The sequence below is a fragment of the Merdimonas faecis genome (genome assembly GCF_001754075.1).
Taxonomy (GTDB): Bacteria; Bacillota; Clostridia; order Lachnospirales; family Lachnospiraceae; genus Merdimonas; species Merdimonas faecis.
On the sequence record NZ_MIEH01000006.1, the window covers coordinates 131,195 to 149,079 of the forward strand.

Genomic DNA, 17,885 nt, shown 5'->3' on the forward strand with positions numbered 1-17,885 from the left:
AATTTCCCTTTAATCCTTTGCTTTCTTAATTCTATACAAGAGGTCTGTCTGTCTATATTTCATCAAATATAACTGTATTTTTAACTTTATACCTACCCGAGGCATTTTAAGATCCGTAAAAGAATCTCTTAATTGTCTTGTTTCTAGAATATTTCTTATTCTTCGTTTAGCTTCTAATTTCGGCAATGTTAGTTCCTGTCCAATACAATTACAAGCATAATAAATCATATGAAGCTTTAGCTGTCTGCTAAAATCAAAATCTTTTATGGAATCAAAAAAATTGTGCAGATGTTCATTCATTGTACAATATACCTTCCAAGCCCCACTCCGATAAGATGTTGTTATCGTTCCTTGATTCTGATAATAATGATAAAGGCCTTCTCCCTTCATATAATAGAATCGCTCACAACAATATCCCGCAATTGCACTGAAAATATTATCTTCCGACCAGCGTACTTTCTCATCAAAATATAAATTATTCTGGCGTAAAAAGTCTGTACGGTATAAGCAATGCCATACTGAAAGAAAGGGACCATACTCAATTTTTTCTCCCATAATTAAATTAGGAAAAATCATTCTACGTATCTGGTTCTTTTCATAAAGCCCGGCAGGTATATCCAAAGTTTTTAAATAATATGTACCATCAGCACAAATACGTTGATAATCTGACATGACAAAGTCGACATTTTCTCGTTTTGCAACACTATACATTTTTTCATACATATCTAATGCCACATCATCATCTGAGTCAACAAAACCAATGTATTGTCCCTGCGCGATTTTTACCCCCGCATTACGTGCACTGCTTAAGCCACCATTACTTTTATGTATAACCTTTATACGGCAATCTTTTTCTTGTAAACTGTCACAGATTTTTCCGCTGTTATCCGGACTTCCGTCATCCACCAAAATGATCTCTATGTCTCTCAAAGTCTGATTTGTCAAACTGTCCACACAGCGTTTCAAATATTTTTCAACTTTATATACCGGAACTATTATACTAACTAACGGCATATTTCCTTCTTTCTCCTTAATATAATTAGATTTTCTTCTTTTAGTTTCTTGTGTATGAACAATTCACTTTATTACTTTCAAGTATTTTCCCTTTTCCCCAATCGAGCAACATCCTACCAGTATCTATGCCGAATGATCTGTAAAGTTTTGAATTCTAAATCAACTCTTTTCAATCATTTTATATATTTTATTTATTTCTGAATAATTAGAATAATCTCTTTCCTTACAATTTCTAATCAGATCTTCCATCTTTTCTTTATTTCTAATTAATGTAGCAATTCCATCAGCACACTCTTGATTATCAATCGGTACAATAATACCATCTACTCCTGCCTTTAATTGGCTAATAGCAGTGGTATATGACGTGATAATCACTGGTTTGCCTAACATTTGCGCTTCTCTAACAGTAACTGATTTTCCTTCATATCGAGAAGGTTGAATATATATATCACATTCTTTAATATAAGGATAAGGATTTTCCCTCTTTCCCAAGATAATAACGAAATTCTGCATTTGATTTTCTTCAATTTTCTTTCTGATCAATTCTTCGTCTGGTCCAAATCCAATTATATACCAGCGGACATTTATACCCTTTTTTAATAACAATTTACACAGGGATGGTATACTATCAAAATTTTTTTGATAACAAAATCGTCCAATAGATAGCAACCGCACGTTTCGTTCTGGCATCTCCTCTGTTGCATCAAATTTTTCAGCCTGTCTTCTGATTAATTGTTCCGGCAATATATTTTCAATCAAAACAATTTTCTTCTTTAAACTAGGAAACACCCTGACAAAACTATCTGTAACGGCATCTGATATTGATATAATATTATCATATGCTCCCCACATTCTTTCTTCTGAAGAGATATCAACTGCTACTCTCGAATAATCGGTATGTATCCAGGCAATCTTCTTTTTAGCTTGAACTTTATTAGCCACAATATAATGTGGTGTCAAAAAACTGATAGCTAAATCATACTCTTCATTCGCCTGAATCCTTGGCATAAATTTAAATGTGTATTTATGACTATATTCAAGCGCTACTGCACTTTCGGTACAACTGTTTTTTTTATCAAAGCATATTGCCTTTATTTTTCCAAACAGACGTGCTAGTGTAAGTAGCACATGACCTTCTTTCAAAGTCTGTACCATTGGTCTTGCTAAAACTGTATATGCTGGAATCTCTGGTAATAGTCTTACGCCTTCTGGAATATCTGTAAGTAATTCTCCTTCATGTCTTAACAAAAACAAATCAACCTGATAATTTTCATAGTCAAGGGCTTCCAACAAACCAATTAAGCTGCGTTCCGCCCCTCCTAATTCCAGAGCGTGTGAAACAATTAATATTTTCTTTTTCATCTTTTAAATTTCCTGAAACAATCAACTCCAAAAATTCTGTGAAACGGTTTTGTAATCTTACTGCGCAAAATTGTCTTCTTATCCAACCAGCATTTTGAATACCAATGAATTGAAATGGTATTATCCGTTTTTTTAAGTATTCCAGTTTGATCATCATATGGATTCAAGTAATCAACTGGTAAAATTTCTGCTCCTGCTACATTTTGTCGTTTCCCATTTAATTGCAATCCTAAAGGTGTAAGGGCCTCTGTATTTAATGCCGGACATACTACTGTAGGATATGATCCGTCGTCATTTTCTTTTAAGTTCATGTAAACCTCTACCATCGCATTGATGGTTCTGTGGTTTGCTTCTGCCCCAAATCCCAAGCCCGTTGCAATATTTTTATCATTCTCAAATCCATAAAACGCTTCCGCATTTAAGAATTCATCTGGTCTTTTCAGCAATTCTACATCTGTGTCAAAGTAAATTCCACCATTTTGCTTTATAATCAGAAGCCTGGCAAAGTCACTTAGAAAGGCCCACTTTTTATTATCATAGCACCATTGAAGATATGGGTGCTGCTTTAAATCAAAATTATATTCATTCCATTCGATTATTTCATAATCCGAACAATATCTTTTCCAACTCTCTATACATTTTCTTACTAATTTATTTTTTTCATTATTGCCAAACCAGCAATAGTGTATTTTTTTTGGAATCATAAGTTCTCCTTAGCTCACCATTTTTTAACTGATTTTTTATGGATAAAAATATATAGCCTTTCAGGAATAACTCCTTTTATCAAATGCTTAATAAAATCTAATACCACATACCTATACATATACCAAGGGAACCCAAATAATCTAAAACCCACATATGTAACATATACGCCATTCATTCGGGACCTAAGACTTCTCCGCCGAACTGCATTTATATCATCACGCATTTTATACAAGGGTTCACTTAAATTGTATCCTATATAACCTTTTGAATATAATTTGTACCACAAATTCACGTCTTCGAAGCGAAGCATTCTCTTATCTACCGTATATCCTTTTACATCTAAATATGCTTTTTTCCGAATCATGCATGGCGCATGGCAAAATACCGGACTATGCTTAATAAAATCCTTTTTTTGTGGTTTCTCGATCGAATAACTACGTCCCCAATCTCCATTTTCGTCAAAAAAAATCATAGGTGTACTTACAATTGCATATTCAGGATGAGTGTCCAAAAAATCTGCTTCCTTTTCCAAACGTTTGGGTAATGAAATATCATCTCCATCCATTCTAGCGACATATTCTCCAGTAGCTACTTTCAAACATTTATTAAGTGTATAATTCAGACCCTTATTTACAGAATTTTTCAGCAAAATCATTTTATCACTAAACTGTTTCGTGTATTTCTCTGCCACACTATATGTAGCATCTGTGGAACCGTCATCACACATAATTAATTCCCATTCCTGATACGTCTGTCCTAGAATTGATTCTATTGCTTCGGATAAAGTGGCTTCGCAATTATATATTCCCATAATTATTGATACTTTGTTCATTATTTTTCCTCTTTATTTCCAAGTTCTCAATATATTCATAACCTTAAGCAGAAAAACAAGAAGTAGAGAACATCTAAATCTACACAATATGAAGAAGAATTTCCAATAAACGGGACAATATGTAATCTCCAGCCTCCAAAATGCTTTTCGATATATCTTCTTCATAAGTATCTCTGCAATTCTTTTTCTAATGCTTAACAGTGAATCCTTGGCAATTACCTCATTTAAACCAAGCCCAATCATCCCACAGGCAATCCTATTATAAAAAGCTTTACAGTACAGCTCTGGCGTATCTTCCTGTTTTATGCAACTATAAATTTCTTGATACATTTTATCCCATTTATTACATAAATCAGGTTTATATTTCATAGTTATAGATTGTTGATTGGTTTTCCTATAATGATAAAAACATTTATTAATATAAGTGATACTGTTACAATGTCTCAAGGCATATATATTAAATACTGTATCCTCATTTGTACCAATTTCCCGCTCGCTAACAAATTTACCTTTTCTTATAGTTTCGTATTTATATAATTTCATACAAATAGTCCCAAAATTATCTAGTTTTTCGGGATGGTTCAGTTCAGTTCCTATTGGTCCAATCAATCTTCTAAATATTTTTTCTTTGGATTCCTTGCAATCATATACAAAATCCTTTTCAAAAAGTGGATTTTCTATACTGTTATCACCATATTCTCTTATATAGCCAAACATCACACAATCAGAATGATTCACAAGTGCAACTGTTACACATTGTTCAACGGTATTAACATCCAGCCAATCATCACCGTCAACAACCATTACATATTCTCCTACTGCTGTTTCTATACCGGCCTTTCGTGCGGATGTTAACCCTCCATTTTCTTTATGTATAGTAATAATCCTTTTGTCAGCTTCAGCAAACTGATCACATAATTCACCAGAATGGTCGATAGAACCATCATCAACCAAAATAATCTGCAAGTTTTCATATGTTTGAGAAACTAAACTTTCTATACATTGTTTCAAATACTCTTCAATATTATAAATTGGAACAATAATCGATACACAAGGCTGCTTTATTATATTTTCCATTCCTTATAATCTCCTTTTTATAAGTTCTAAAAGATATAGAAACGTTCCTTTTAGACCAAATTCCAAGTCAGATGTACCTGATAATAATAAAAAGCAATATAAAATAATATCATCAAAATGACTATAATTGTCTGCGACTTTTTTGTGAACATACTTTTTATTAACCATGGTATAAGGCAATACCCATATAACGAAAAATATATAGGCAGTCTTCCTATAAAAATGCCACTGGTAAACATAGATATAATATACAGACCACTAGAAGCTATCGACATATTGGTACAAATATTCGCAACAGAATCATCTTCGCTTCGTATATATCTGAGCCCTATTAATGATAACACTGCCGGAACACTATATACCAAAACACGTAGTACATTTGTACCATCATCCTGCCAAGATTCCCAATCTGAAACCACATTTTCATATTGTGTATCTTGTAACATTGAATCTAAAATATCAGTAAATCTATCCACAAATAAAACTGCAATGACTACTGCTATAATAAATAGAATCGTTTTTTTATTCCACGCTTTTCCCTGAACGATAAAGACAAAAGGTATCACAAGTAATGCACTCTGATGAAATAAAGATGCAAACAATATAACTAATATTGCTTTTAAATACTTTTTCTCTATAATAAATGGCAACGCTGCAATTGTTATAGTAACTGCAGTAAACTGTCTCATTCCATTAAAAATCCATGAAATAAAATCTGTAGAAGCAATGAATAAAAAAAAGCTAATCAAAAAGGATATAGAATATTTTCTGTAAATTCTAAACAGGAAAAAGCATTGGATTGCCGCAACAATAATAAAGTACAAAGCTTCTCTATTCTTAATAACAGTTTTTATTATTATAGATGCAACATAAAACCCTTGATCTTTTGTAATATTTGACATATAACTAGTAATTCCGGCTAGAGATAACGGCATACTCTGAAATGTTTGCCGATAAGATAGCGTATCACCCACATCGCCTCTAAATCCAGCCCAAATCACCAATGGTGCCACCGCCACAACGGCAAAAAGCGGAGTCACCCTCCGCACTTTTTCACCATTCACAAATTCAGTTCTATATATCCATTCTGGAGCCATTACAGCAAGCGCCCCTAATACTCCAACCCATATTAATATCAGGATATATCCGTTTGAAAGCATATCTTTTCTCCTACCAACTGTCTGTAATCTTTACCGCCTATTATCTCTGCCGTCTGTTCAACAATCTTCTTCTTGTCAAACATCTCTTCCATGCGTTTCCTCGCACATCTCCCCATCATATCCCGTTCTTCCACGCCCTTATCAGCCATCTGCTTCATCTTCTCATAGAGCATATCCGCATTCTTCACTTCGCACAGATAACCACTCTTTCCATCTTCCACAGCCTCCCGGCATCCCGGGATATCACTTGTAATAACCGGTCTTCCCATTGCCGAAGCCTCCAAAAGCACGTTGCTCATGCCTTCATGATAAGACGGAAGAACAACACAGTCTGCCATTGTATAATATGGCCTTGTCTCCTCTTGAAATCCGTGAAATACTGCAATGTTATCTCCCACCATTTTTTTTACTGCGTCTTTATATTCATCTTCAAAAAATCCAACAATATCAAGCACTACCCTATCGCCGTACTCAGCATGAAGTTTCCGCATAGCATCAAAAAGTTCATCGATCCCTTTTTCTTTCATAATGCGTCCGAGGTACAAAAAATGAATACTCCTATCTGATTTTCCGCTGACAGAAAAAGGCTGATAACTGAAGTGTGCCAGGTTTACGCCTGCCCCGTTTAGAACAACAATTTTATTCCGTGCAACAAGTTTCCTATCAAGGAACTCCTGTGCATTTTTACTGTTCTCAAAAAGCACCGCTTTTACTTTTCGAAATGCCGTCTTATATAGAAGCCCTACAAATTGTGACAAAAGCTTTTTCTGGAACGCCGTTCCCAGTCCCTGCACATTCGCATAATAGGGAATCTTCTGATGACTGCAGACCAGACCCGCATAAATATTGGGCTTGATAGAATATGTAATCACTTTATCTGGTTTCTCATTTTTAATCAGTTTATGATAGAACTGCAGCAGCTTAAAATCTGTTACAGGATTTATCCCTCTGCGATCTACTTCTGTCTCAATACATCTGCAGCCCATCTCGGCAAACTCATCTTCATGACCAACGAACGGCATACTCAAAGTTACATCATATTCTTCCAGAAGTTTTTCAATGAACTCTTTGCGGAATTGATAAAGCATATAGGAATGGTTCGTAATGATTAATACTTTTTTACTCACTTCCCTTTGCCTCCATCTTCCCTGTGCCGCCTTCCACGACTCCATCGCTGGTCAGCACCACACCAACCGTCCGAACCAGGCAAAAAATATCCTCCACTGGTCCTACATGCTGGGTATAAATTCCATCATACCTGGCCTTCACATCGATAGGCAGTTCGTCCCGTCCCATCACCTGGGCCAATCCTGTAATTCCCGGCCGTACAAAGCCTGCACCGTATTTATCCCGCTCTGCCATCAGATCCTTCTGATTATAAAGTGCCGGCCTGGGGCCGATCAGGTTCATGTCTCCTTTCAGCACATTGAAAAGCTGCGGCAGCTCATCCAGTGATGTCTTCCGTAGAAAATGCCCTGCTTTTGTGATAAACGCATCCGGGTTCTTTAGCATATGCGTCGGCATGTCTTTCGGCGTGTCCGTATACATCGTGCGGAATTTATATATTGTGAAGTATACTGGTGTCCCATCATTTCTCGACTTCGCTATACGTTCCTGTTTGAAAAGGATTGGAAAACCACTGTCCAGTACAATCCATATGCAAAGAACTAGAAAAACAGGTGACAGGACAATAATCCCCAGCAGTGCACAGACAAAGCTAAGCACTCTCTGTGTCTTCATATATAGTTTCTGGAATAATGTAAATTGAGGATAATACAGCTTTGCAGCCTTCTTCACGCTCTGCTTCATTGTCCTATTCCCTCTCCATTCTCTTGATACTCCGGCACCAGCTCCCTGATCTCCGCCCGGATATCCTTGCTTTCATCATAGGCATGCCGGATCAGGTCCGCGATCTTCTGGCTGGTTGCCTCCACATCAATCCTGCCCATCTGTGCCACGAAGATCCTCTCATTGTCAGTCTCGATCAAGTTCTTCTCATCGATCAGCAATTCCTCGTACAGCTTTTCTCCGGGACGTAAGCCGGTAAATTCAATCTTGATATCCTCCCCCGGCACATGGCCGCTTAAGCGGATCATCTTCTTTGCCAGATCCACGATCTTCACCGGCTCGCCCATGTCCAGGATAAAGATCTCTCCGCCGTTTGCGTAGGCGCTGCACTGGAGCACCAGGTTCACGGCCTCTGGAATCGTCATAAAGTAACGGATGATATCCGGATGGGTTACTGTCACTGGCCCTCCGGCCTTGATCTGCTGGCGGAAAATCGGGATTACGCTGCCGTTGCTTCCCAGCACATTTCCAAAACGCACTGCTGTATATTCGGTACTGGAGATCTCGGAGAAGACCTCCATCACCATCTCGCAGATCCGCTTGGAGGCCCCCATTACATTAGTAGGCCGTACCGCTTTGTCCGTGGAGATCAGGACCATCTTCTGCACATGGTACTTATTTGCGGCGCTTGCCACATTATAAGTGCCCTTTACATTATTTTTGATCGCCTCGTCCGGGCTGTCCTCCATCAGCGGTACATGCTTATGCGCCGCCGCGTGATACACAATGTCCGGATGATAGGTCTCAAAAATGTCGTCTATTCGGTGCTTATCTCTCACTGACGCTATAAGTACAACGAGATTTAAATCCGGATGCTTTTTCTTAAGCTCCAGCTGGATATCATATACATTATTTTCATAGATATCCAAGATGATCAGAAGCTTCGGCCCGTGAAGCGCCACCTGCCGGCAGATCTCGCTGCCGATGGACCCTCCGCCCCCGGTTACCAGGATAACCTTACCCTTGAGATAGCTGCCGATTTTCTCCATATACAGCTCCACCGGTTCTCTTCCCAGCAGATCCTCTATGCTGACGTCCCTCAGCATAGATACGTCTACCTCCTGATTGACCATCTGGTAGATTCCAGGCAGGATCTTGATCTTGCAGGCTGTCTTCTGGCAGATCTCCAGGAGCTCTCTCTGATCCTGATCCTTCAATGTCGGGATTGCGATAATGATTTCTTCAATACTATATTTCTTTGCCATCTCAGGAATGTCTTCTTTTTTCCCGACGATGGGGATTCCCTGCAGATAGGTTCCGACCTTCTGCGGGTCATCATCTATGATACATGGGATTTTTCGGTTTAAATGCTTGCTGTTTTTCATTTCCCGCACCAGCATATATCCGGCGGCTCCTGCTCCTATCACCATCGTCACTACTGGTTTTGTCTTCCAGATCACTTCATGATTCCGATATGCGATTCTTAAAAACCGATAAGAAAACCGAGGTACTATTATACATACAGACAGCAGCATGACATAAATGAAAATATAGCTTCTCGGAACCGGAAGATCTAATATCTGCATCCCCAGATACTGCAGCAGTGAGGATAACCCGATCGCTATGATCGCATTTTTAAGCTCCTCCAGACTGGCAAAACGCCACAGGCTGGTATACAGCCGGCACAGAGCGTTGATCAGGATTGTGCAGCCCACATTGATCCACATATACTTCCGCACAGACTCCCAGAAGATCGGGTCAATATTGGCAAAACTAAAGTCTACCCGGAGCCAGAGTGCCCCGACCATACAGCCGATAATTAAAATACCATCCAGGAGCAGTAACGCCATGCCTTTGATAAAGGCCTCCCTGTTCCCGTAAAACCTTCGTATATTAACCCTCATAACAATCCCTCTGTACCTTAAAAATAATGTTTCTAATAAAGCAGCTCCTGGATATAATCCTTATTTGCCTCCAGGTCTATATTCAAAACCGACATTTCCTCATAGGTGCCGAATTCATAAGTGCCTTCCGTCGGGATCGCCGCCTGCTGCGTCTTCAGATTGTCGACGCTTAAAACATCCGTCGCCATCTCATACAGCTCTGTCACGCTCATGTTTGTGGATACCTGCGTCATACAGAACTGGATCAGAGAGAGCAGTGTGGATGGATCATTTCTCTGTTCTAATACTTTATTATAGATGCCGTAAATGACATCTCTCTGCCGTTCGGTTCTTCCGAAGTCATTGTCCAGGCTCCGGTTCCTTGCATGTGCCAGTGCCTGGGATCCGGTCAGAGTAACATTTCCTGCCACAATATCGGGCATGCCGTTTTCACGGTAATATGCCGCCTCTTCCTCTGTCAGCATCACCTGGATGCCTCCCAGCTGGTCTATGATCTCTACCAGATTTTCAAAATTAATGATCACATAGTCCTGCACATCCAGACCGAACTGTTGATTGATCGTGTTGATCGTCAGACCCACGCCGCCGTAAGCAAAGGTGTGGCCCAGCTTGCTCTGTCCGTGACCGTCGATCTCCACCAGTGAATCACGAAGGAAGGAAAGAACAGTGGCTTTCCCTTCTGCCTTATTAAAGGAAGCCAGGATCATGGTGTCCGAACGTCCCAGCTCCGCATTCGGATCCCGGGAATCAGAGCCTACCAGCAGGACATTGATCACGTCCTTGTTTTTCTGGTCTTCTCTGGCAATCTGCACTTCATCCGCATTGGGATCTACGTCGTCCGCATCCACGATCCCTACATTATCCTTATTCAGATTCCACAAAAGCACACCCAGCGACATCGCCATAACCAGGAAACACAGGATCAGCAGGCACAGGATTGTCGAGACCACCTTATGCCTCTTCATCCAGTTCCATAAGCCTTTTCCTTTTGCTTTTGTCTTTGCTTTTCTCATTGGTGCTTCCTCCTACTCTTTGATCACACGTCCGGCTTCATCCTCTGTCTGCCCCGTGCCTTTCAGCTTTCCGTAATGAGAATACCTGCCGTAGCGGCCATATCTTCCATAGCGGCCATACCCATAGCCGTATCCATATCCATAGCGGCTGGATTTCTGATTCACGTCATCATTGAAAATGTATCCAAGCAGGTTGACATTTCTTGCCGTCAGCGTCTCAATCCCGCTTCGGATCTTATTGACCTTGGTATAATCACAGCGGATCACATACAGAACAAAATCCACATATTTTCCCAGCAAAGATGCATCCGCCAGAAGGTCTGCAGGCGCCGTGTCCAGGATCACATAATCCGCTCTCATCCGCAGAGTCTCGATCAGGTTATCCATCTTCCGGGATCCAAGAAGCGCCGCGTCTCCGGCATTTGGCTTCCCGCCATATAACACTTCCATCTCCGCATCCGTTCCCGGGATCTGGAAAATGGTCAGTGCACGCTGCAGGGAAACTTTGCCTCTAAGGACCGCCCCGATCCCGGGATGCTTTCCCTGATCCTTCAACACCTCTGCCACTGACGGGTTTCTGGGGTCACAGTCTGCCAGGATAACGGATTTTCCCTGCTTGGCAATGGCAAGCGCCAGATTGACCGCAGTCGTAGTCTTTCCTTCTCCCGGAACAGAACTGGTCACCATGATCACACCGCCGTTCTCAGATTCCGCCTCCCGCATAACCCGGACCCTGAGTCTCCTGACAGCCTCTTCATAGGCCGGAGAGATCCGGTCGTTCAGCAGGGTAAGATTGTTATACTCTTCTTTTTTCCGCTTCTTCATCCTGACATGAGGAAGACTCCCCAGATCATGAAGATTGATGTGCTTGTTCAGCTGTTCTTTCGTCCTTACGGTCCGCTTCAGGAACACATACAGGCACAGGATCAGTGCGCTGATGATCATTCCCTGCAGCGCGCCCCGCTTATAGGACCCCCGGATCACGACCTCCCGCTGGGTGTCCGACGGGATTCCCGTCTCATCCAGGATCTGCAGATTCGTCTCTCCAAATATGTATTCCGCTACTTCCGGATAGTTCTTGATCACAGACTGCAATACGTTATAAGCCATCTGCGGGTCGTCGGAAGATACGGATATGGTCAGCATATTCATGCCCTCTTCCGCTTCCACCTCAATCTGCCCCGGAAGCGACTTTAAACCCATATCATTTAGCACCACATCCTCCAGGACACCGCTGGTCAGAATGTAGGGAAAGATCGCCGCCATCTCCTGTGCGGACTCGATATTGGTATAGGATCCTCCCGGCGTCGTGACGGATACGGTTGCCGATGCCACATACTGCGGCGTATAGGAAAAGCTTGTGGAAAAGTAGGACCGCGCTGTACACACGATCACAATGATCACCAGCACAAACCACAGCCTTTTAAACCCATTCCAGAAGGCCGCCACCAGATTCATGATATCTATTTTTTCTATCTCTGGACTTGTTTTCTTTTCTGTTGCTTCTACATTCTCACTCATTGTTCACTTTCCTTATGCTTCTTCCCATAATTTCCATATTCCCCGTAACGGCTGCTGTAACGTCCCACGGTAGAGCTTACCACCCGGCCAAAGGACTGTACGCCGTTCATGACCACGCCCAGGATCCGGGTATCCTGCGCCCGGAACTTGTCGATCATGGTATTGATGTCCTCTGCGTAGATAAAATTCTGACGCTCCACAAACAGCACCGCATCCGTGCACTGTCCCCACAGCTCCGCATCTCCCAGCACCGCTGTCGGCGGTGTGTCCACGATCACGTAATCTGCCGCTTCTTTGCACCGGCGCATGAACTTCGCCGTCACCTCATTCTGCAGGATATCCGTGGAGGAGGAATAGCAGTTCCGTCCGCCCACCACATAAAGCCGCGGAACAGAAGTCTTCATAAACAGGTTAAATTCTTTCTTCTCCCGCTTCAGAAATTCTCCAAGCTCATTTTCCTCCTTGGGATGGAGCCCGAAGATCAGAAACTGTGACGGACGTTTCAGGTCCCCGTCGATCAAAACGACACGGTAATCCTTCTCCGCAAGGCTGATGGCCAGGTTTGCCGCCACCGTTGATTTACCTTCATTCTCAGAAACACTGGTCACCGCCAGCGTCTTCCATCCTTCCCTTTCCATCCGGTACTCCACACGGGCCGAGAACTTCCGGAAGCTCTCCACAAATCCAAAGCCAGCCAGCGGATCGTTGATCAAAAGTCCCTTCTTTTTCCGTCTCAAAAGCTCGCGGATCGATTTATATTTGATTTCATAGGAAATAGCTCCCATGCTTCTTGCATCCAGCTTTTCCTGTATATCCTCCTCTGTCTTCAGTGTATCTTTCATGAAGGAAAGCACACCGAACAGCGCCGCAAATGCTGCCAGGGCCGCCACAAACACTTTCTTCATCACACTTCCAGTATTCATCGGATTATCTGGTGAAAACGGAATGGACGGCTCCTCCAGGATATTGAGGACAATGTCTCCCACCGTATAATAGGAAATACTGGAATAATTATCCAGGATCCCTTCCATGATATCGAAGGACTCCGATGGCGAAGCCGCCGTCACTGTCAGCTCCAGAAGGTTGGTCTCTCCTGCAATATTAGCCTGGATGTCCGCATCAATAGAATCCACGCCCAGCTTCTCACAGAGGATATCCTGCATCGCCGTACTTTCAATGATCTTCTGGAAGGTTGCCGTCGTTGAATTAGCGCTTCCCAGAGACGAATAAGAAGCAGTTGTTCCCCTGGAAGACACCACAAAGGTTGTAGACGTGGTGTACTGTGGCACATAACGGATTCCCACAAAAACGTATGAAAGCATTGCTGCCGCCAGCGCTCCCAAGAGAATCGCCCACCAGTTGATCAGGATATCATGTACCAGCGTAAACGGCTCTATTTTGTAATTTTCCAAGGTCCGACCGGTTGTCTTTTCCATGATATCACCTCACCACCACTGCTAATTTCGTCGTTGCCGTCACCCCTGCTGCCGATGTAAACTGGTAATCCACATTGTATGTCCCTGCTGTCGCCCAGTCTACATCTCCCGATATGCTCACATTTTCTCTGGCCCCCGGCAGGGAAGCCGCATCCGGATCCGTGAAAAGGTACTCAGCCCCGTTTCTTTCAAATCCCGTCAGAAGACCTGCCAGATCCACCTGCTCTCCCACATTGGTATATACGATGTACTGGGAAAGCAGTGGATAATATTTATCCCTCTCACTGCTGTCAGAGGAATCTGTCACCGTCAGCGTCAGCGGAACCGAGCAGGTATCCCCCGCACTGTTGCTGACCTGCACTGTTACCGGATATTCCCCCGCCTGCTGGATATAGATGCTGTCATTAAATGTGGCCCGGATCTGCGAGGTCAGATCGCCGTCCAGGCAGTCCTCCACGCTCATATTTTCTGTCAGGTTTACATCCGCCATATCCTCCAGGCTGTACCGAAGAGGCGCTGTAAGCAGGATCTGCGGAGAAGTATAATCTGTGTATTCCAGCGTCCTTTGAAGCGTTGCCGCCTGCCCCGCCTTGTCAAACACCGCATAGGTGATGGTACGCTTTCCAGGCTCTGTGAAATTAGACATGGAAGACACCCGGATCTGATCCGTCAGATCGCCGTCCTCATTGTCTGATGCCTTTACTCCGCTAAGAAGCGCCTCATCGATTTCTTCATCCTCCACGCTGACTGACACTGTATCCGAATCACAGCTGATCTCCGGCGGCGTATGGTCCTCCGCCAGTCTGCTGATCACGTTATATCCAACGAATGATATCCCGGACAGGATAAAAAGCGCCACGATCGCTATCCTAAGCCTTCTCACTGTACATACTCCTTCCAGTTATGGTTTCTTCAAACGGAATCCGCCGGAATTGGATCGGTTTTACTCCGTTACAGATATTCCGGGGATTTTTTTCAAATAAAATATCCAGATACTCCTCTGCGTACTCCTCACGCAGATACTCATACGCATCCGCCATACAGGTGGTCCTGCGCTCCGGACTGTGAGCATCGCTGGCGATCACCGTCACCAGGTTATGGTTCAGAAGGTCAAACGCCGTCTTCTGGGCGCCCCGGCCGAATTTTCCAAGAAAGCTGCCCTTATTGACCTGTATTTCATAGCCTCTTCGTTTCCACCGGTATACAATAGCCGGATCATCCTGAACAAAGGCGTACCGCTCCACATGTGCGATCATAGGAATCGCCCGGACTTCTTTGACTTTTCTAAGGATCCGGTCTGCAAATCCCGGATCTTCTCCAAAGTCAAATTCCATCAGCACATATCTGGTCCGGTTCACCGGAAAAATCTGCCCTTCTGTCAGAAGCCTGGGGAGCTCTTCGGTGGCAAACACCTCCATCCCGGCAAGGATGGTAATCCCCGGCTCCTCCCGCTGCAGGATTTCTTTTGTCTTTAGAAACGTTCTGCAATATTCATTTCCGAAATAGTTGTCATACATTCCCGGAATATTGCAGTGCGGCGTTGCCACGATCACATTCGTTCCGTTCCTGTATGCCAGAGATGCCATCTCTATACTGTCATAGATATCCGCGGCGCCGTCATCCAGCCCGGGAAGTATGTGTGTATGTATATCAATCATACCGATCCCTTTATCTCTATCTCTTTATAAGTTACAACTTACAATTATACCACGTTTTTCCTTTTCTGGGAACTCTCTTTCCTGTGAAAGATCCCCGATATCTTTCCATACCACCAGGCGGTAAATCTTCTTGCCGGAATGATGCGGATCCATACATGCTCAAAAAACTCCCACCAGAAATCTCCCGGCTCCAGAATGCGTCCTTTTCGCTTTACCCGGACGATCCTGGCAAAGATCTGTTCCCGCCTTAACGGGCCCTCGATCTGGGTCTGGGCGTCCCCCACCATATAATAGCCTTCCGGCCTCACCTTCCAGATGCGGTGCATCACGTACTGGCCACTGTCCCTCTGGTAGAACACCATGTCCCCTCTTTTCAGCTCTTCCTCCGGCCTGGTGAAATAGATGTAGTCCCGACGATGACACAAAAAAGGCGACATGCTGCTGCCCGCGATCTGCATGGAAACGACCCTGCCCTCTTCCGCCAGTTCCCGAAGGACAGATACATATGCATTTGTATCCACTATCTTCTCAACCATACTCCGGCCTCTTCTATATCAAAAATCTTTCTATTATCCCATCGCTTAGAAATCCATAGCCATACGGCTGGACTCTTCTTCACTGAGTTCGGTCACCTTTGTCTCCATGACTCTATAAGTTCTTTGACAAAGATTCAGCACGCTGGGCCGATGGGTAGTTACGATACAGGTTTTGTTCGGGTGCTGCTTTACAATATTCCGAAGCACCGTACGCTCTGTCGTCACATCCAGCGCCGAAGTGGCCTCATCCAGCAAAAGCACCGGTGCGTCCCGGAGCACGGCTCTGGCAATGGCGATCCTCTGCGCCTGTCCTTCTGACAGGCCCCGGCCTCTCTCTCCAAGATTACTGTTGATGGTATCCGGCATCTTGGACACGAAATCCCAGGCACAGGAAATTTTCAGTGCCTCGATGATCTCCTCGTCCGTGGCGTCCTCTTTTACCATCCGCATGTTTTCTGCAATCGTCCCGGAGATAATGGTGTTTCCCTGGGGCACATAAGCAAACAGATGCCTGGTCTCCGCATTCATTTCAATTGCGGTCCCGTCTGCGGCGCATAAGCTCACCCCTCCGTCCTGCGGACGGACAAGCCCCAGGATCAGACGGATCATGGTAGTCTTGCCCTCGCCGGAAGGCCCTACCAACGCCACGATCTCTCCCGGATTGGCCTCAAACGCCGAGTCCGTGATCACCCTGGTCCCCTCCACATAGGAGAAATCCACTCCCTCCATCTGTACCCGGAATCCCTGGGAGGCATGCTTGTCCATATCGCCGCTCTCGGGAATATGTACCTCTCTGGGAAGCTGCACCAGCTCACGGATCCGGTGTGCGGAAACCGAGCTGTTCAGGAAAGACGGGATGATAGACACCACATTGCTGAACGCAGAGGACAGCTTGCTCCTCTGCTGCAGGAACAAAGTCATCGTTCCATAAGTAATATCATTTGTCCACAGCCGGAACAGACAGTACCCGAACGCCAGGAACTGCACCAGCGTTCCCATCACAGACATCAGGATATTGGTCTTGATGGTAAACATATTATATTTCAGGCTGATATCACGGAATTTTCCCTGCCACCAGCGCATCTTCTTACTGTAATGAGGCGCGATCCCGAAGGATTTGATGGTATCAAAATTGTAAATAGCCTCTACCTCAAAGGTCATAAGCTCGGAGCTCATTTCCCGGACCTTCTTGCTGTAGTCCCGCTGCTTCCGGATCATAAATCTGGACATCAGGAGCATAAACGGCGCGCTGCCGAGCGCAATGACCGCCATGATCCAGTCATAGTGCAGGATCACGAAAAAAGTGGCGATAAAGTTATAGACTGCAATAATAATGGTCGGAAGCCAGCTGATGGCATTGCTGCTGACCGTGCCGATATCTCCATTGAAACGGTTCAGGATATCTCCATTGGAATACTGGTTCAGTGCCAGCCAGTCCGCATCCACGATCTTATCAAAGATATCCGCCTGAATATCATTGTTGATATCAATGCTGAGCTTGGCCGTGATCCGGCTGATCACGCTGCCGAATACCAGGCTGAACACGGTACTTCCCACCATGATAGCCACCATGACCCAGAGTCTGCTGGAGTCGTGGCCGGTAATGATGTCGATCATATACTTGCTGGCCACGCTGCTGACCAGTCCCATAGAGGTGCTGAAGATACCAAGAATAATATAGAATACGATGGCGCCTTTATACCTGGCGCTATACGTGAAAATCCACTTCCAGTCGTCGATGATCTCTCCGAAGGTTCCGTCCTTCCACCTGGATATGAGGATGTCCAGAGATTCAAAGGCCGGATTCTTGTGCTGGTCCTGATTTTCTTCGTCCATGTTATCTTCCTCCTTTGCCTGTCGGTATAATCCCTGCGCAGCA

The 17,885-nt window shown here is 43.9% G+C and carries 16 protein-coding genes; all 16 read right to left on the minus strand.

The window, feature by feature from the left end; translation table 11 throughout:
* Window positions 1-9 precede the first annotated feature (9 nt).
* Window positions 10-1,014, minus strand: coding sequence for a glycosyltransferase (locus tag BKD12_RS02630; protein ID WP_070087771.1), 1,005 nt, complete (start codon window positions 1,012-1,014; stop codon window positions 10-12).
* Between the two features lie 159 nt (window positions 1,015-1,173).
* Window positions 1,174-2,376, minus strand: coding sequence for a glycosyltransferase (locus tag BKD12_RS02635; protein WP_070087772.1), 1,203 nt, complete (start codon window positions 2,374-2,376; stop codon window positions 1,174-1,176).
* The gene (locus BKD12_RS02640) at window positions 2,373-3,080 is read right to left on the minus strand and encodes a glycosyltransferase family 32 protein (RefSeq protein ID WP_070087773.1); all 708 of its coding nucleotides are present in this window, start codon (window positions 3,078-3,080) and stop codon (window positions 2,373-2,375) included. Before BKD12_RS02640 ends, BKD12_RS02635 begins: the two co-directional genes overlap by 4 nt.
* A 14-nt stretch (window positions 3,081-3,094) precedes the next feature.
* A complete protein-coding gene (locus tag BKD12_RS02645; protein ID WP_070087774.1) occupies window positions 3,095-3,913 on the minus strand; it encodes a glycosyltransferase in 819 nt (272 codons plus the stop codon).
* 12 nt (window positions 3,914-3,925) lie between these two features.
* The gene (locus tag BKD12_RS02650) at window positions 3,926-4,990 is read right to left on the minus strand and encodes a glycosyltransferase family 2 protein (RefSeq protein ID WP_070087775.1); all 1,065 of its coding nucleotides are present in this window, start codon (window positions 4,988-4,990) and stop codon (window positions 3,926-3,928) included.
* Window positions 4,991-5,040: 50 nt separating this feature from the next.
* Window positions 5,041-6,150: an EpsG family protein gene (locus BKD12_RS02655; protein ID WP_070087776.1), complete on the minus strand. Its 1,110-nt coding sequence runs from the start codon at window positions 6,148-6,150 to the stop codon at window positions 5,041-5,043.
* Window positions 6,126-7,277, minus strand: coding sequence for a glycosyltransferase family 4 protein (locus tag BKD12_RS02660; protein WP_070087777.1), 1,152 nt, complete (start codon window positions 7,275-7,277; stop codon window positions 6,126-6,128). The genes BKD12_RS02655 and BKD12_RS02660 overlap by 25 nt, the downstream gene beginning before the upstream one ends.
* Window positions 7,270-7,959: a sugar transferase gene (locus BKD12_RS02665; protein WP_083262801.1), complete on the minus strand. Its 690-nt coding sequence runs from the start codon at window positions 7,957-7,959 to the stop codon at window positions 7,270-7,272. The genes BKD12_RS02660 and BKD12_RS02665 overlap by 8 nt, the downstream gene beginning before the upstream one ends.
* Window positions 7,956-9,842, minus strand: coding sequence for a polysaccharide biosynthesis protein (locus BKD12_RS02670; RefSeq protein WP_070087778.1), 1,887 nt, complete (start codon window positions 9,840-9,842; stop codon window positions 7,956-7,958). The genes BKD12_RS02665 and BKD12_RS02670 overlap by 4 nt, the downstream gene beginning before the upstream one ends.
* 32 nt (window positions 9,843-9,874) lie before the next feature.
* A complete protein-coding gene (locus tag BKD12_RS02675; protein WP_070087779.1) occupies window positions 9,875-10,855 on the minus strand; it encodes an LCP family protein in 981 nt (326 codons plus the stop codon).
* 12 nt (window positions 10,856-10,867) lie between these two features.
* Window positions 10,868-12,376 carry a polysaccharide biosynthesis tyrosine autokinase gene (locus BKD12_RS02680; RefSeq protein WP_070087780.1) on the minus strand — a complete coding sequence of 503 codons (1,509 nt, stop codon included), beginning with the start codon at window positions 12,374-12,376 and terminating at the stop codon, window positions 10,868-10,870.
* Window positions 12,373-13,812 carry a polysaccharide biosynthesis tyrosine autokinase gene (locus tag BKD12_RS02685; RefSeq protein WP_070087781.1) on the minus strand — a complete coding sequence of 480 codons (1,440 nt, stop codon included), beginning with the start codon at window positions 13,810-13,812 and terminating at the stop codon, window positions 12,373-12,375. Before BKD12_RS02685 ends, BKD12_RS02680 begins: the two co-directional genes overlap by 4 nt.
* A 4-nt stretch (window positions 13,813-13,816) precedes the next feature.
* A complete protein-coding gene (locus tag BKD12_RS02690) occupies window positions 13,817-14,695 on the minus strand; it encodes an immunoglobulin-like domain-containing protein (protein ID WP_070087782.1) in 879 nt (292 codons plus the stop codon).
* The gene (locus BKD12_RS02695) at window positions 14,682-15,470 is read right to left on the minus strand and encodes a tyrosine-protein phosphatase (protein WP_070087783.1); all 789 of its coding nucleotides are present in this window, start codon (window positions 15,468-15,470) and stop codon (window positions 14,682-14,684) included. The genes BKD12_RS02690 and BKD12_RS02695 overlap by 14 nt, the downstream gene beginning before the upstream one ends.
* 44 nt (window positions 15,471-15,514) lie before the next feature.
* Window positions 15,515-16,006, minus strand: a complete 492-nt coding sequence (locus tag BKD12_RS02700; protein ID WP_070087784.1) for a S24/S26 family peptidase — start codon at window positions 16,004-16,006, stop codon at window positions 15,515-15,517.
* Between the two features lie 45 nt (window positions 16,007-16,051).
* Entirely contained in the window at window positions 16,052-17,842 is a 1,791-nt protein-coding gene (locus BKD12_RS02705; RefSeq protein WP_070087811.1) for an ABC transporter ATP-binding protein, read from the minus strand.
* Window positions 17,843-17,885 lie beyond the last annotated feature (43 nt).

Excerpts from the sequence above, each read along its gene's own strand:
- BKD12_RS02670 (WP_070087778.1), bottom strand. The coding sequence starts at position 9,842 with ATGAGGGTTAATATACGAAGGTTTTACGGGAACAGGGAGGCCTTTATC.
- BKD12_RS02675 (WP_070087779.1), bottom strand. The coding sequence starts at position 10,855 with ATGAGAAAAGCAAAGACAAAAGCAAAAGGAAAAGGCTTATGGAACTGG.
- BKD12_RS02630 (WP_070087771.1), bottom strand. The coding sequence starts at position 1,014 with ATGCCGTTAGTTAGTATAATAGTTCCGGTATATAAAGTTGAAAAATAT.
- BKD12_RS02640 (WP_070087773.1), bottom strand. The coding sequence starts at position 3,080 with ATGATTCCAAAAAAAATACACTATTGCTGGTTTGGCAATAATGAAAAA.
- BKD12_RS02635 (WP_070087772.1), bottom strand. The coding sequence starts at position 2,376 with ATGAAAAAGAAAATATTAATTGTTTCACACGCTCTGGAATTAGGAGGG.
- BKD12_RS02645 (WP_070087774.1), bottom strand. The coding sequence starts at position 3,913 with ATGAACAAAGTATCAATAATTATGGGAATATATAATTGCGAAGCCACT.
- BKD12_RS02705 (WP_070087811.1), bottom strand. The coding sequence starts at position 17,842 with ATGGACGAAGAAAATCAGGACCAGCACAAGAATCCGGCCTTTGAATCT.
- BKD12_RS02650 (WP_070087775.1), bottom strand. The coding sequence starts at position 4,990 with ATGGAAAATATAATAAAGCAGCCTTGTGTATCGATTATTGTTCCAATT.
- BKD12_RS02685 (WP_070087781.1), bottom strand. The coding sequence starts at position 13,812 with ATGGAAAAGACAACCGGTCGGACCTTGGAAAATTACAAAATAGAGCCG.
- BKD12_RS02700 (WP_070087784.1), bottom strand. The coding sequence starts at position 16,006 with ATGGTTGAGAAGATAGTGGATACAAATGCATATGTATCTGTCCTTCGG.
- BKD12_RS02680 (WP_070087780.1), bottom strand. The coding sequence starts at position 12,376 with ATGAGTGAGAATGTAGAAGCAACAGAAAAGAAAACAAGTCCAGAGATA.
- BKD12_RS02655 (WP_070087776.1), bottom strand. The coding sequence starts at position 6,150 with ATGCTTTCAAACGGATATATCCTGATATTAATATGGGTTGGAGTATTA.
- BKD12_RS02665 (WP_083262801.1), bottom strand. The coding sequence starts at position 7,959 with ATGAAGCAGAGCGTGAAGAAGGCTGCAAAGCTGTATTATCCTCAATTT.
- BKD12_RS02695 (WP_070087783.1), bottom strand. The coding sequence starts at position 15,470 with ATGATTGATATACATACACACATACTTCCCGGGCTGGATGACGGCGCC.